This window comes from Methylobacterium sp. C1 (assembly GCF_001854385.1).
In the GTDB taxonomy this organism is placed as follows: domain Bacteria; phylum Pseudomonadota; class Alphaproteobacteria; order Rhizobiales; family Beijerinckiaceae; genus Methylobacterium; species Methylobacterium radiotolerans.
In genome coordinates, this window is sequence record NZ_CP017640.1 from 1920001 (window position 1) to 1934929 (window position 14929).

The following is a 14929-nucleotide window of genomic DNA, read 5'->3' on the forward strand; positions in this document are numbered from 1 at the left end:
TTCCAGATTCTCCGTCGCTCGCCGCGCAGGTCCGATCGCCGACAGGCTCTCTGAGGTTGTCCTCTCGCCCTTGAGGTATCGACCGGCGACGCCCTCCGAATGCACAATCGACGGGCAGAAACGGACTCGGAAGCTCTATAGCCTGCGCCGCATCGCACCTTCGGCTGTAGAGCGAGGACCCTTCCCGATCGTAAGGACAATCTGGCAATATCGATTGCGCACAAGCGAGAATCTGGCAGGCATTACTCCTTGAGGTTGAGCGATCAAGATCACTCTTCTTACGCTATTTGGGACCGTATACCCCAATTCCGAATTTAAGACTTGACCCATCTTCCAGATGCGATTGTATCAGGCGTCCGAATCGCGACGCAGTGCTTGCGTTCTGGCGAGTTTCGTCATCACGAGAAGGCAACGCACACGACATGGCCCAGTCGAACGGCGGCTCTCTCCGCTTCGTCACGCTCGCCTCCGAGATCGTCTCGGCCTATGTGAGCCACAATCACGTGCAGAGCGCGGATCTGCCCGGCCTCCTCAACGAGGTGCACGCGGCGATCCGGGGGATCTGCGACGCCGGCCAGAGCCAGCCGATCGCCAAGGCGACGGCGCAGGAGATCCGGCGCTCGATCAATCCGGATTTCCTGATCTCGTTCGAGGACGGGAAGCCCTACAAGACGCTGCGCCGGCATCTCACCCTGCGCGGCCTGACCCCGGAGGCCTACCGCGCCAAGTGGGGCCTCGCCTCGGACTACCCGATGACGGCCCAGAGCTATTCCGAGCAGCGCTCGCAGCTCGCCCGCTCCCTGGGCCTCGGTCAGCCGCGCGCCGCCGCGGCGGCCGCGGCGGCCGCGCCCGAGAACGAGCCCGCGCCGCAGCCCGCCGGGAAGCGGCGGGCGCGCAGCAAGGAAGCCGTCTGACGGCGACCGCCCCCCCCCCTGCGGCGAAGGTGTCGTCGACCTGCCGCAATCGACCCCGATAGCGTGAGGCCGCACGGTGCGCCTGCCTTCTCTCGGCCTGGACGGCGCGCCCGCCCAGACGCCGGAGCCCTGCATGCTGACCCGCCTCACCCTGCCCGCCCTCGTCGCAGCCCTGCTGGCCGCCAGCCCGGCCGCGGCGCAGATGGCGCGGACGGAGACCCGGGAGCCTGCGAAGGACGGCACCGCGAAGGTCGTGCCGCTCAGCAAGGCCGACGTGCAGCTCTCCTTCGCACCCGTGGTGAAGCGGGCCGCGCCGTCGGTGGTGAACGTCTACGCCTCCCACGTGGACAAGCGCTCCAGCGCGCGCACCAGCGCCATGGAGGAGTTCATGCGCCGCTTCTTCGGCGAGCCGGAGGGCGGTCGCGGTCCCCGGGGTGACCGGGCGCAGCGGTCCCTGGGCTCGGGCGTCCTGGTCGATGCCGACGGGCTCGTGATCACCAACAACCACGTCATCGACAACATGAACGAGGTCCGGATCGCCCTGGCGGATCGCCGCGAGTTCGAGGCCACGATCGTGATGCGCGACACCCGCACCGACCTCGCGGTGCTCAAGATCAAGGAGCCGCCGAAGGGCCTCGTGCCGATGCCGTTCGGCGATGCCGACGCCCTGGAGGTCGGCGACTTCGTGATGGCGATCGGCAACCCGTTCGGCGTCGGCCAGACGGTGACGCAGGGCATCGTCTCGGCCCTGGCGCGCACGCAGGTCGGCTCGGCGGACTATCAGTACTTCATCCAGACCGACGCGGCGATCAACCCGGGCAATTCCGGCGGCGCGCTGGTGGACCTGCGCGGCCAGCTCGTCGGCATCAACACCGCGATCTACTCGCAATCGGGCGGCAGCCACGGCATCGGCTTCGCGATCCCGGTGGGCATGGTCAAGGCGGTGGTCGACGCCGCCCGCGACGGGGCGAGCGTGGTGCGCCGGCCCTGGCTCGGGGCGCGGATCCAGAGCGTGACCCCCGACATCGCCGACAGCATGGGTCTCGACCACCCGACCGGCGTGCTGGTGGCGAGCCTCCAGCCCAAGAGCCCGGCCGAGGAGGCGGGCCTGAAGCGCGGCGACCTGATCCTCACGGTCGACGGCCAGGAGGTGGCCGACCCGGAGGCTTTCGGCTACCGCTTCGCCCTGAAGGGCGTGCAGGGCCACACCCGGTTCGGGATCCTGCGCGGCACGGCCCGGCAGACGGTCTCGGTCAAGCTCGCCCCGGCTCCCGAGACGCGCCCGCGGGACGTGCTCAAGGTGAAGACCCGCTCGCCGTTCGTCGGCGCGACCCTCGTCAACACCTCGCCGGCGGTGGCCGAGGAGATGCAGGTGGACTTCCCGGCCGAGGGCGTGGCCGTGCAGGCGGTGGACGAGAACTCCATCGCGGCCCGGGTCGGGCTGCAGAAGGGCGACGTGATCGTGGCGGTCAACGGCGTGCCGATGTCGACCACCAAGGATCTCGACCGGGTCACCCGCAACAGCCTCAATTCGTGGGAGGTCGCGATCAACCGCAACGGCGAGATCCTGACCTCGGTGTTCGGCGGCTGATCCCGTCCGGGGGCGCCAGGTCCGTGGCCGTGGGCAAGCCCCGGCTCCCGGCTTGCGCCCCCGGCCGCGCCCGGTGTTGATGCGCGGATGTCCGACCTGTTCGCCTCCGCGGAACCGCCTCCCGCGCCGGATCCCGGCCGCGCCCCCGGTGCCGAGGCCGCCCGCCCGCTGGCGGACCGGCTGCGCCCGCAGACCCTCGCCGAGGTCGTCGGCCAGGAACACCTGACCGGGGAGGGCGGGGCGCTCACGCGCCTGCTGCGGGGACGGACGCTCGGCTCGCTGATCTTCTGGGGACCGCCCGGCACCGGCAAGACCACGGTGGCGCGGCTGCTCGCCCAGGGCACGGACCTGCATTTCGAGCAGATCTCGGCGATCTTCTCCGGCGTGCCCGACCTGCGGAAGGTGTTCGAGGCCGCCCGCAAGCGCCGGGCGACCGGGCAGGGGACCCTGCTGTTCGTCGACGAGATCCACCGGTTCAACCGGGCGCAGCTCGACGCCTTCCTGCCGGTGATGGAGGACGGGACCGTCACGCTGGTGGGCGCGACGACGGAGAATCCGTCCTTCGAGCTCAACGCCGCGCTCCTGTCCCGCGCCCGGGTGCTGCTGTTCCGGGCGCTCGACCCGGGCGCCGTCGCGCGGCTCCTGGTCCGGGCCGAGGCGCTGACGGGCCAGGCCCTGCCGCTCACCGAGGAGGCCCGGGGCGTGCTGGTCCGCATGGCCGACGGGGACGGTCGGGCGGCCCTGACGCTGGCGGAGGAGGTCTGGCGCTCGGCCCGACCCGGCGAGACCCTCGACGCCGAGGCGCTTCAAGAGATCGTGCAGCGGCGCGCGCCGATCTACGACAAGGCGCAGGAGGGCCACTACAACCTGATCTCGGCGCTCCACAAGACCGTCCGCGGCTCGGACCCGGACGCGGCGCTCTACTATCTCTGCCGGATGCTCGATGCCGGCGAGGACCGGCTGTTCATCGCCCGCCGGCTGGTGCGCATGGCGGTGGAGGATATCGGGCTCGCCGACCCGCAGGCGCTGGTGGTGGCCAACGCCGCCAAGGACGCCTTCGACTTCCTCGGCAGCCCCGAGGGCGAGCTGGCCCTCGCCCAGGCGGCGATCTACCTCGCCTGCGCGCCGAAATCGAACGCCGTCTACACCGCCTACAAGGCCGCGACGCGCCTCGCCAAGGAGGCGGGCTCCCTGCCGCCGCCGCGCACCATCCTCAACGCGCCGACCAAGCTGATGAAGCGGATCGGCTACGGCGAGGGCTACCGCTACGACCACGACGAGCCCGACGCCTTCTCGGGCCAGGATTACTGGCCCGACGCGCTGGGGCGCCAGCACCTCTATCAGCCGACCGAACGGGGCTACGAGAACCGCATCGCCGAGCGGCTCGACCGCTGGGAGGCGTTGCGGAAGGAACGGCGCGGGGAGGGGTAGGCGGCCTCACAGATCGAGGGGCGCGTTGTCGATCACCTCCTTCATCACGAAGAAGGTCCGGGTCTGGCGCACCCCCGGCAGGCCGATCAGCGTGGCGCTGTGGAGGCGGTTGAAGTCGGCCATGTCGGAGACCCGGATCTTCAGCATGTAGTCGAAGTCGCCGGCCACGAGGTGACAGTCGAGGAGCGCGGGAATCGCCCGCACGGCCGCCTCGAATTCCGAGAAACTCTCGGGGGTCGAGCGGTCGAGCACGACGCCGACGAAGACCAGGGTGCCGCGTCCGACCCGCATCGGATCGATCAGCGCCCGGACCGCCCGCACGAACCCGTCCGCGAACAGGCGCTGGATCCGGCGATGGCAGGTGGCCGCGCTGGTGCCGACCCGCTCGGCGATCTCGGCATTGGCCATGCGCCCGTCCGCCTGGAGGAGGCGGAGGATCTTCTGGTCGATCCGGTCGAGCCCTGCGGACATGGACGATTCTTTCAGGGTCACAGCTCAATCCGGAATTCTCTGCAGCTAAGGCGCCCAGCAACGCAAGTGGCGGGATGTCTGAGCTGAAAGATCGAGAGCACCTTTCATCGCGGATCGGGTAGTTTTCCCCGCGCCTCGAAGACGGAGCCGGGCCTCGCGCCGGGCCGTCCCCGAGGCCTCGCTTCGACGCGTCCGGGCCCGGCGGAGACCGCTCCTGCCCCCGGCCGCGCCCCGAGACCCGGAGAGACCCGATGCTGGACAAATTCGAGCGCTATCCCCTGACCTTCGGCCCGACGCCGATCGAGCCGCTCAAGCGCCTGACCGCGCATCTCGGCGGGGAGGTCGAACTCTACGCCAAGCGCGAGGATTGCAATTCCGGCCTCGCCTACGGCGGCAACAAGCTGCGCAAGCTCGAGTACATCGTGCCGGACGCCATCGCGAGCGGCGCCGACACGCTGGTGTCGATCGGCGGCGTGCAGTCGAACCACACCCGCATGGTCGCGGCGGTCGCCGCCAAGATCGGGATGAAGTGCCGGCTGATCCAGGAGGCCTGGGTGCCGCACGAGGACGCGGTCTACGACCGGGTCGGCAACATCCTCCTGTCGCGGATCATGGGCGCGCAGACGCAGCTCGTCGATGACGGGTTCGACATCGGCATCCGCGATTCGTGGAAGCGGGCGCTCGCCGAGGTCGAGGCCGAGGGCGGCAAGCCCTACGCGATCCCGGCCGGCGCCTCCGTGCACAAGTACGGCGGGCTCGGCTACGTCGGCTTCGCGGAGGAGGTCCGCAAGCAGGAGGCCGAGATGGGCCTGCGCTTCGACTACGTGGTGGTCTGCACGGTGACGGGCTCGACCCATGCCGGCATGCTGGTGGGCTTCTCGGCCGACGGGCGCGCCCGCAACGTCATTGGCATCGACGCCTCCTGCACACCGGCCCAGACCAAGGCCCAGGTCCTCGACATCGCCCAGAACACCGCCGCCCTGGTCGGCGCGGGCGACATCGTGGCCGACGACGTGGTGCTCAACGAGGATTACGCCTACCCGGTCTACGGCGTGCCCTCCAAGGAGACCGTGGAGGCGATCCGGCTCTCGGCCCGGCTCGAGGGGATGATCACCGACCCGGTCTACGAGGGGAAGTCGATGCAGGGCATGATCGACCTCGTGAAAAAGGGCTTCTTCCCGAAGGGCTCGAAGGTCCTCTACGCCCATCTCGGCGGCGCGCCGGCGCTGAACGGCTACAGCTACACGTTCCGCAACGGCTGAGGCGGGATCGGAAGGCCTGCCCGGCCTGTCCCTTCCACCCGCCCCTGTCCTGAGGTGCGGAGAAGCCGCCCCGAAGGAGCCCTCCTTCGGGGCCTGCGCTCCGGCGCCTCAGGACGGGGTCGCGCGTGGGACCGGTCGGCCGGCACCCGCGTCGTCCCACCTGCCCTATATGGCGGCCTGCGCCAGCAACGGCGCGGGACCCGAACCGGAGAGGGCAAGGATGATCGCACCGGCACGCGCATTGCTCCTGACGGCCCTGCTCGCCCTGGGCGCGCCCGCCGCGCGGGCCGCCTCGGGACCGGCCGTGGAGGCCGAGAACGGGATGGTGGTCTCGTCCCAGCGCCTCGCCTCGCAGGTGGGCGCCGACATCCTGAGGGCCGGCGGCAACGCCGTCGACGCCGCGGTGGCGGTGGCCTACGCCGAGGCGGTGGTGAACCCCTGCTGCGGCAATCTCGGCGGCGGCGGCTTCCTGGTGCTCCACAGCGCCGACGGGCGCAGCCGATTCATCAACTTCCGCGAGACGGCTCCGGCGGCCGCGACCCGAGACATGTATCTCGACGCCGCCGGCACCGTCGTGCAGGGCGCGAGCCTGCGCGGCTGGAAGGCGGCCGGCGTGCCCGGGACGGTGCTCGGCCTCAACACCGCGCTCGCCGCGTACGGGACCCTGCCGCTGGCCCAGGTGATGGCGCCGGCGATCGCGCTCGCCCGGGACGGGTTCGTGCTGACCCGGGGCGATACCGACATCCTCGAATCCGGCACGAAGGTGTTCGCGGGCCAAGCGAACGTCGCCCGGATCTTCCTGCGCCCGGACGGCAGCCCCTGGCGGCCCGGGGACCGGCTGGTCCAGGCCGACCTCGCCCGCACCCTCCAGGCCATCGCCGACCGCGGCGCGGACGCGTTCTACAGGGGCGCGATCCCGGCCGCCGTGGAGGCGGCCTCCCGGGCGGGCGGCGGCCTGCTGACGGCGTCCGACTTCGCCGCCTACACGGTGACGCAGTCCGAGCCGCTCACCTGCCGCTACCGGGGCGCGACGATCCTGTCGGCGCCCCCGCCCTCGTCGGGCGGGACCACGCTCTGCGAGATCCTCACCGTCCTCGACGGCTACGACCTGCGGGCCGCCGGGTTCAACTCGGCCCGGACCGTGCACCTGATGGTCGAGGCGATGCGGCGCGCCTACGCGGACCGCAACCTGCTGCTCGGCGACCCGGCCTTCGTGGAGAACCCGGTCGACCGGCTGCTGTCGCCGGCCTACGCGGAGACGCTCCGGGCCTCGATCCGCCCGGACCGGGCGACCCCGTCGGCGGAGATCCGGCCGGATCCCGGCCCGGAGACGCGGGAACGGCCCGAGACCACCCACATCTCGGTGATGGACAGGGCCGGCAACGCGGTCGCGCTGACCTACACGATCAACGGCTATTTCGGCGCCGGGGTGATCGCCGGCGACACCGGGTTCTTCCTCAACGACGAGATGGACGACTTCACGGTCAAGACCGGGGTGCCGAACCTGTTCGGCCTCGTGCAGGGGACGAAGAACGCGATCCAGCCGGGCAAGCGCCCGCTCTCGTCCATGGCGCCCACGATCGTGCTGCGCGACGGCAGGGTCGCGCTGGTGGCGGGCTCGCCGGGGGGCTCGCGGATCATCACGATCAACGCGCAGACGCTGATCAACATGCTCGACTTCGGCATGGAGCCGCAGGAGGCGGTGGACGCCCCGCGCATCCACCACCAGTGGCTGCCCGACACGATCTACGCCGAGCCCTTCGCGCTCTCGGCGGACACGCAGGGCCTCCTGCGGGGCATGGGCCACACGATCGTCGAGCAGAAGCCCTGGGGCGCACAGGAACTCATCGCGGTCCGCGCCGCGGCGCCCGCCCTGCCGGAGGCCGCGTCGTCGGGCAACGACGCCTCGCGCACGGAGCGGATGCGGCCGGGCCTGCTCTACGGCGCCAACGACAACCGCCGGCCGGCCGGCGCGGCTGTGGGGGAGTAGGGGAGGGTCCCGGAGGCTGCGCGGCACCGCGCGGGCTCGGGTCCCGGATCAGCCTCCGCGGCGACCCGGGCGTCCGGGGCAGGGGGCGCACGGCCCGCCGCGGCGTCGAACACGGGCGCCGCTCAGCCCTCTCCCGCCTCCCGCGCCACGGCGCGGAACCCGATGTCGCGCCGGCAGAAACCCTCCGGCCAGTCGATCCGGGCCACCGCCGCGTAGGCGCGGGCCTTGGCGTCGGTGACGCTGTCGCCGAGGGCCGTCACCGCCAGGACCCGGCCGCCGTCGGCGAGCAGCTGCCCGTCCTCCGCGCGGGTGCCGGCCTGGAACACGTGGACCCCGTCGCCCTCGGCGGCGTCGACGCCCCGGATCACCGAGCCCCGGACCACGGCGCCCGGGTAGCCGGCCGCCGCCATCACCACGGTGAGGGCCGCCCGGTGGGGATCGAATTCCAGGCCCACGCCGGACAGGTCGCCGTCGCAGGCCGAGAGCAGGGCCGGCACGAGGTCGGAGGCGAGGCGCGGCATCAGCACCTGCGCCTCGGGGTCGCCGAAGCGGGTGTTGTACTCGATCAGCTTGGGGCCGTCGGCGGTGAGCATCAGGCCGGCGTACAGGATGCCGGTGAACGGGCAGCCGCGGGCCCGCATGCCGGCGAGCGTCGGCGCGATGATCTCGGCCATGACCCGGGCCTCGATCTCCGGGGTGACCACCCGGGCCGGGGAATAGGCGCCCATGCCGCCGGTATTGGGACCGCGGTCGCCGTCGAAGACCCGCTTGTGGTCCTGGGCGGTGCCGAGGGGGATCGCCCGCGTGCCGTCGCACAGGGCGAAGAAGCTCGCCTCCTCGCCGAACAGGCACTCCTCGACCACCACCTCGGCGCCGGGCTCGGCGAAGAGGGCGGTCAGCGCGTCCTCGGCCTGGTCGACGGTTTCGGCCACGGTGACGCCCTTGCCGGCGGCGAGGCCGTCGGCCTTCACGACGATCGGGGCCCCCTGCTGGCGGACATAGGCCAGCGCCGGCTCCAGTTCGGTGAAGCGCGCGAAGGCGGCGGTGGGGATGTTGCAGGCGGCGCAGAGATCCTTGGTGAAGCCCTTCGAGCCCTCGAGCCGCGCGGCGTCGCGGGTCGGCCCGAAGGCGCGGATCCCGGCGGCCTTCAGGTCGTCCACCAGGCCGGCGACGAGGGGCGCCTCGGGCCCGACCACCACGAGGCCGATCGACTCCGCCGCGCAGAAGGCGGCCACGGCCGCGTGGTCCGTGACCTTGAGGTCCGGTCGGTTGGTCCCGTGGCGGGCCGTGCCGGGATTGCCCGGCGCCGTGAACAGGCGGGTGCAGAGCGGGCTCTGGGCCAGTCGCCAGGCCAGGGCGTGCTCGCGGCCGCCGGAGCCGATCAGCAGGATGTTCATGCGCACGCCACCATGGGCCCAGCTTCTGGGGGAAGCGTGCCCGCGGGAAAAGGTTTTTTTCGGGCTTTCCCCGCTCTGCGCGGATATCCCGGCGGCTCGGAGGCCGATGTCAGCAGCCGATGCAGACGCTCGTGCTGAGGCCGCCCCCCCGCCGCACGACCCCGTTGCGGCCGATATGGCGGCCCCGGTACACGTCCCCGCGGACGCCCCGATAGGGCAGGTAGGGCCCGAAGGAGTCGGCCTGGACGTTGCGCTGGATCGTCTGGTTCAGCGTGTTGAAGTCCGAGACCCGCTGCTGGTTGAGCGACCGGATCTGGCCCTGCAGGGCAAACGAGGCGTTGGCGGCGTTCGGGTCGTTCTGCTGCACCTGCGCCCGGGCGGAGCTCGCCGGGAGGGCGAGCGCCAGGACGAGGAGCGCGCGGGACGCGGCGCGCATGGGTCCCTCCGTGCGAGATTCGAGCGGTCTTCGGAAACGCTTGTCCGAAGTCGACGCGCCAGGATCGGTCCGGGTTCCCGGGCGCGTCAACCCGGCACGACGGGGGATTTCGTCTCCGGCAGGGCCTCGACGAGCTTGGGATCCAGACCGGTATGGGCCTGGACCAGGGGGTGCGGTGTGAGGGCCAGCCACTGCGTCAGGGAGATGTCGGCGTAGCGCGGGCTCTTGAACATCTCCAGGAAGGTCAGGGTCGTGTCGCCGGTATTCTCGATATAGTGCCCCATGGCGAAGGGCACGTAGCCGACGTCGCCGGCCCGGTAGTCGAAGGTGCGGGCCTTCGATTCCGAGCCGAACACCGTCATCCGGCCCTGGCCGGAGAGGTAGTACTGCCACTCGTCGCTGTTCGGGTGCCAGTGCAGCTCGCGCAGCCCTCCGGGCTCGACCTCGACCAGCGCCGCCGCGATCGTCACGGAGGCCGGGAACACCGTGGAATCGGTGACGCGCACGCTGCCGCCCCGGGTGCGGACCGGCTCCTGCGCCAGCATCCGGTGGCTGAAAGTCTTCGGCACCGGCCCGGAGCCGCCCATCTTGTCGGCCGCGAGCGGTCCCGGCTTGGGACCGGGGAAGATGTAGAGTTCCTTCTGCGGAACCTCGGCGAAGGCGGCCTCGGGCAGGCCGAAGTTCTTGGCGAGCACGTCCGTCGGCGTGTGCGCCAGCCAGTCGGTCAGCAGGAAGGTGGAATCCTCCGAGAAGCCGCCGTCGTCGAACACGAGCAGGAACTCGCAGCCGTCGACCCCGTCGGCGGCGAGCCCCTGGATCGAGTGCGGGATGCCGCCCGGGAAGTACCAGAGATCGCCCTCGCCGACGTCGTCCGCGAAGGTGCGCCCGTCCTGGTCGACCGCGGTGATCCGGGCCTTGCCCTTGATCATGTAGGCCCACTCGGATTCCTTGTGCCAGTGCATCTCGCGGACCGCGCCGGCCTTGAGCCGCATGTTGACCCCCGCCATGGCCTTGGAGACCGGCAGCTCGCGGATCGTGGTCTGGCGCGCCCAGCCGCCCTCCTCCAGCCGCATGTGGCTGTCCGCGAAGGACCATTTCAGGTTCGGCATCGTGCCGTGATCGGTGGCGGGCGGCGCCAGGGTGAACGGCTCCTCGGCGGCGCGAGGCCTGTTCTGCGGGCCCAGGATGTCGGCCCCCTTGCCGCCGCGCTCGGGACGGGGCGCGGAGGGCCCGGCGGATTGCGCCGCGGCGGAGGATGCCGCCATCGCGCCGCCGGCGGCTGCGATGACGGCGCGCCTGGAGATCTCGGTCATCGTGGATCGGTCCCTGCGTCAGTGGCAGGGAAACCGGTCGCGTGCTCGGAGGATCCGCGGACGGGCCGCACTGTGCGCTGCGGCATCTCGCCCGGAGACCGCGCGCGGTCTATGCATTGCGTACGGCGCATTGGATACGGCACCGGACGCGTCCCGACCGGGCGCCGATGCGGCGGTTCAGGCGCGGCGCGACCCGAGGGCAGGATGGCGGACCGGGACAGTTCAGCCGCGGACGGAACCGTCCCGCCCGCCCGCGGCGGCCGCCGGTGGCTCGCCCTGCTGGTGCTGGCGGGCCTCGGTGCCCTCGGATACCGCCTGTGGCCGGAAGCGTCCCGCGCGGCGAGTCCGCCCGCCGCCGCCGAGGCGAAGCCGCCGACCGTGCGGGTCGCCGCCGCGGCCCGGGCCTCCGACACCCTGAGCCTGACCCAGACGGGCACCACCCAGGCGTTCGACATCGCGAACCTCTACCCGCGGGCGACCGGCTACATCGTCGAGCGCAAGGTCGATATCGGCTCGCACGTGAAGGCGGGCGACCTGCTGTTCCGGATCAGCGCGCCCGACCTCGACCAGCAGCTGGTCCAGGCCCAGTCGCAGGTGCTGCAGCTCCAGGCGGCGCTGATCCAGGCGCGGGCGATGGTGGACCAGGCCGAGGCCAACCGCCACCTCGCCGACGTCACCAACCGGCGGACCTCGACACTGGCCGGCACCGGGGTCGAGACCCGGCAGAACGCCGACACGTCCCAGGCCGGGGTGCTGGCGCAGACCGCCAACGTCGACGCCGCCAGGGCCGCCGTGAAGGTCGCGGAGGCGAACATCGCCGCCCAGGAGGCGCAGGTCGCCCGGCTCAAGGTCCTGACCGGGTTCGAGGAGATCCGCGCGCCCTTCGACGGGGTGGTGACGGCCCGCAACAACGACGTCGGCGACGCGGTCACGGCGGACACCAATACGGGGGCGCCGCTCCTCACGCTGAACCGCGACGACGTGCTGCGCATGGCGGTGAACGTGCCGCTCTACGCCGCCGACGGCGTCCGCGACGGGCTGGCCGCCAAGGTCGAGGTGGCGCAGATCCCGGGCCGGATCTTCCCCGGCACGGTCTCGCGCTCGTCGACGACGCTGCTCTCGGCCGCGCGCACGCTGGTCACGCAGGTCGACATCCCCAATCCCGACGGCGCGCTGCGGCCGGGGCTCTACATCACCATCACGCTGGAGATCCCGCGCGTCTCGCCCGCCGTGACGGTGCCGAACGACGCCCTGATCTTCGACCAGCACGGGACCCGCGTGGCCGTGGTCGAGGCGGCCGGGGAGGGGGGCGGCGTGGTGCGGATGCGCCCGGTCACGATCTTCCGGCAGACCCGCACGCTGCTGGAACTGCGCGACGGCCTGAGCGGCGGCGAGCGCGTCGTCGTGGGCCCGCCGGCCTCGCTGCGCGACGGCGACAGGGTCACCCTGCGTCCGGAGGACCGGGCCGGGGCGTGAGCCGCGCTGTGGGCGGCGGCCGTACGCGCGGCACGGGACGGGCGCCCGCCGTCCGGCCGCCGTGTCCAGCCCTGGGACAGCTCCGGCGGCGATAAGCGCCGGGCACGCGGCGGCCGACGCGGGGTCAGACCCCGGCGCCGCCGTGACCGGCCGGCTCAGGAAGCGGATCTCACCGCCGTGGCACTCGGAACGATAGCGCTGTCGATCGCGCTGCTTGGGCTCGCCCTGGCGATCCTCGGGCTGACACTGGCCCTCGCGGGGGGGACCTGGTTCTACGTCGCCCTGGGCGTGGGCGTGCTGGCCTCCGGCGTCGAGCTGGCCCGGCGGCGGCAGCGCGGCCTCGGGATCTACGCGCTGGTGCTGGCCGCGGCCTTCGCCTGGACGGTCGGCGAGGTCGGGCTCGACAAGTGGCAATGGATCCCGCGCGGGGCCCTGCTCCTCCTCGTCGGACTCGTGCTCTGCCTGCCCCCCGTGGTGCGGCGCCTGCGCGACGCGCCGGAGCGGCCCTGGAAGCCTGGCCTCGGGAACGGTCCGCTCGCCCTCCGGGTCGTCGTGCTGCTGATCGCGGCCTCGGGTGCCGCGTCCTGGTTCTTCGACCCGGTCGAGACGCGGGGCAGCCTGCCGAAGGTCGCGGGGGCGAGGCCCGCCGCCGTCGATCCGAGCGGCGTTCCCTATCCGGCGGACGATTGGGTCGCCTACGGCGGCAGCAATCTCGGCCAGCGCTACTCGGCGCTCAGGGACATCAGCACCGCCAATGTCCGGGGCCTCGCCGTGGCCTGGGAGCACCATACGGGCGACCTGCGCGGCGACAGCCGGGCGGATCCGAAGGAATTCACCTTCGAGGCCACGCCCATCAAGGTTAACGGGCTGCTCTACCTCTGCACGCCGCACAACATCGTCCAGGCCCTGGAGCCCGAAACCGGCCGGCTGGTCTGGGCCTTCGACCCGAAGATGGCGCGGGACGGCCAGTACCAGCACCAGACCTGCCGCGGCGTGTCCTACAACGACTCGACCGGCTACGCGCCGCCCGCCGAGGCCGATGCGGACAGGGCCGCCGCCGTCGTGGCCGCGGTCGCCGAATGTCCGCGCCGGATCATCGCGGCCTCGGTGGACGCGCGCCTCTACGCGCTGAACGCCGAGACCGGCGCCCCGTGCAGGACCTTCGGGGCGGACGGGTTCGTCGATCTGAAGGCGCAGATGCCGAACCTCCGGCGCGCCGCCTATCAGCAGACCTCGGCACCGCTGGTGACCCGGGACCTCATCGTCCTCGGCAGCGCCATCGCCGACAACTACTACGCGGACAACCCCTCGGGCGTGATCCGCGCCTTCGACGTGCGCACCGGCGCGATCGTCTGGAAGTTCGACGCCGGCAAGCCCGACGCGACCGCGCCGCTGCGGCCCGGCGACAAGTACGAGCCCAACTCGGCGGTGGCCTGGACGCAGTTCTCGGCCGACGAGGCCCTGGGGCTCGTCTACGTGCCGTTCGGCAACCGGGCGCCCGATCAGGTGGGCGTGGCCCGGTCGAGGGCCGACGAGGCCCTCATCGACGCCCTGGCGGCGCTGGATCTGGAGACGGGCACGCTGCGCTGGGCGTTCCGGACCACGTATCACGACCTCTGGGACCGCGATAACCCGTCCCAGCCGGTCCTCCTCACCCTGCCGCAGGGCGAGGGGACGGTGCCGGCGATCCTGATCCCCACCAAGGTCGGCAACGTCTGGGTCCTCGACCGCCGCACCGGCGCCCCGATCCGGCCGGTCTCCGAGGTCCCGGTCTCGACCCGGACCGACATCCCGGGGGAGACGCCGTCCCCGGTCCAGCCGATGTCGTCCCTCCGCTTCACGCCGGCGCCGCTGACGGAGGCCGGCATGTGGGGCGTCACGCCCTTCGACCAGATTCAGTGCCGCCTCGCCTTCCGGTCGAACCGCTACGACGGCAACCCGTTCACACCGCCCCAGGCGTCGGAGGGCGCGATCGTCTGGCCCGGCAATATCGGGGTGTTCAACTGGGGGTCGGTAGCGGTCGATCCGGTCCATCACTGGATGATCGCGACGCCGCAATACCTGCCCTACATCTACCGCCTGCTCCCGCGCCCGCCGGGCGAGCCGGAACGGCGCCTCGTCGGCGCCGATCCCGAGGCGAGCCCGGTCAACGAGAATCTCGGCGGCCCCTACGCGGTCTCCATCGCGCACATGCGCTCCGCCCTCGGCATCCCCTGCAGCGCGCCGCCCTGGGGCGTGCGGGTCGGCGTGAATCTCGCCGACGGCACGCTCGCCTGGAAGCGCCGCAACGGCACGGTCGCGGGGCAGAAGGTCGGCGGCCTGGCGGTCCCGCTCCCCCTGGAGATGGGCATGCTGGCCCACGGCGGCACCCTGACCACGGCGGGCGGCGTCGCGTTCACGGCCGCCACGCTCGACGACCGCATGCGCGGCTACGACATGCGGACCGGTGAGGTCCTGTGGTCCACGACGTTGCCGGCCGGCGGCCAGGCCACGCCGATGACCTATCGCGGCCGCGACGGCCGGCAGTACGTGGTGATCGCGGCGGGCGGGCACGGCGCCCTCGGCACCACGCTGGGCGACTCGGTCATCGCCTTCAGGCTCGAGTGAGCCGTCGCGCGCCGGCCGGCCGCCGAAGCGGGCGCTGCGGC

General features: G+C 72.1%; 11 protein-coding genes. 7 read left to right on the forward strand and 4 right to left on the reverse strand.

Translation table 11 applies throughout. From position 1 onward, the window contains the following. The first annotated feature begins 422 nt into the window (after positions 1-422). From BKE41_RS08945 to BKE41_RS08955, 3 genes are all read left to right on the forward strand, one after another. Positions 423-914, forward strand: a complete 492-nt coding sequence (locus BKE41_RS08945; protein WP_070999184.1) for a MucR family transcriptional regulator — start codon at positions 423-425, stop codon at positions 912-914. 133 nt (positions 915-1047) lie between these two features. Beyond that, the gene (locus tag BKE41_RS08950; protein WP_070999185.1) at positions 1048-2505 is read left to right on the forward strand and encodes a Do family serine endopeptidase; all 1458 of its coding nucleotides are present in this window, start codon (positions 1048-1050) and stop codon (positions 2503-2505) included. A gap of 87 nt (positions 2506-2592) precedes the next feature. Next, the gene (locus BKE41_RS08955) at positions 2593-3936 is read left to right on the forward strand and encodes a replication-associated recombination protein A (RefSeq protein WP_012318502.1); all 1344 of its coding nucleotides are present in this window, start codon (positions 2593-2595) and stop codon (positions 3934-3936) included. 6 nt (positions 3937-3942) lie between these two features. Here BKE41_RS08955 and BKE41_RS08960 read toward each other — a convergent pair whose 3' ends face one another. Next, a complete protein-coding gene (locus tag BKE41_RS08960; protein WP_041372296.1) occupies positions 3943-4407 on the reverse strand; it encodes an Lrp/AsnC ligand binding domain-containing protein in 465 nt (154 codons plus the stop codon). 251 nt (positions 4408-4658) lie between these two features. Here BKE41_RS08960 and BKE41_RS08965 point away from each other — a divergent pair, with 251 nt between their 5' ends. Both BKE41_RS08965 and ggt read left to right on the forward strand, forming a co-directional pair. Next, positions 4659-5669: a 1-aminocyclopropane-1-carboxylate deaminase gene (locus BKE41_RS08965; RefSeq protein ID WP_012318504.1), complete on the forward strand. Its 1011-nt coding sequence runs from the start codon at positions 4659-4661 to the stop codon at positions 5667-5669. A gap of 220 nt (positions 5670-5889) precedes the next feature. Further along, complete coding sequence (ggt, locus tag BKE41_RS08970; RefSeq protein WP_070999187.1) at positions 5890-7659, forward strand: gamma-glutamyltransferase; 1770 nt, start codon at positions 5890-5892, stop codon at positions 7657-7659. Between the two features lie 122 nt (positions 7660-7781). Here the strand turns inward: ggt and purD are convergent, their stop codons facing one another. From purD to BKE41_RS08985, 3 genes are all read right to left on the reverse strand, one after another. Continuing rightward, positions 7782-9056, reverse strand: coding sequence for a phosphoribosylamine--glycine ligase (gene purD / locus BKE41_RS08975; RefSeq protein ID WP_012318506.1), 1275 nt, complete (start codon positions 9054-9056; stop codon positions 7782-7784). A 109-nt stretch (positions 9057-9165) separates the two neighbouring features. Beyond that, positions 9166-9492, reverse strand: coding sequence for a hypothetical protein (locus BKE41_RS08980; RefSeq protein WP_063111672.1), 327 nt, complete (start codon positions 9490-9492; stop codon positions 9166-9168). 86 nt (positions 9493-9578) lie between these two features. Continuing rightward, positions 9579-10805 carry an oxalate decarboxylase family bicupin gene (locus BKE41_RS08985; RefSeq protein ID WP_024830489.1) on the reverse strand — a complete coding sequence of 409 codons (1227 nt, stop codon included), beginning with the start codon at positions 10803-10805 and terminating at the stop codon, positions 9579-9581. A gap of 204 nt (positions 10806-11009) precedes the next feature. Here BKE41_RS08985 and BKE41_RS08990 point away from each other — a divergent pair, with 204 nt between their 5' ends. Together BKE41_RS08990 and BKE41_RS08995 are read left to right on the forward strand one after the other, a co-directional pair. Next, positions 11010-12281: an efflux RND transporter periplasmic adaptor subunit gene (locus BKE41_RS08990; RefSeq protein ID WP_070999189.1), complete on the forward strand. Its 1272-nt coding sequence runs from the start codon at positions 11010-11012 to the stop codon at positions 12279-12281. A 177-nt stretch (positions 12282-12458) separates the two neighbouring features. Then, the gene (locus tag BKE41_RS08995) at positions 12459-14888 is read left to right on the forward strand and encodes a membrane-bound PQQ-dependent dehydrogenase, glucose/quinate/shikimate family (RefSeq protein WP_070999191.1); all 2430 of its coding nucleotides are present in this window, start codon (positions 12459-12461) and stop codon (positions 14886-14888) included. Positions 14889-14929 lie beyond the last annotated feature (41 nt).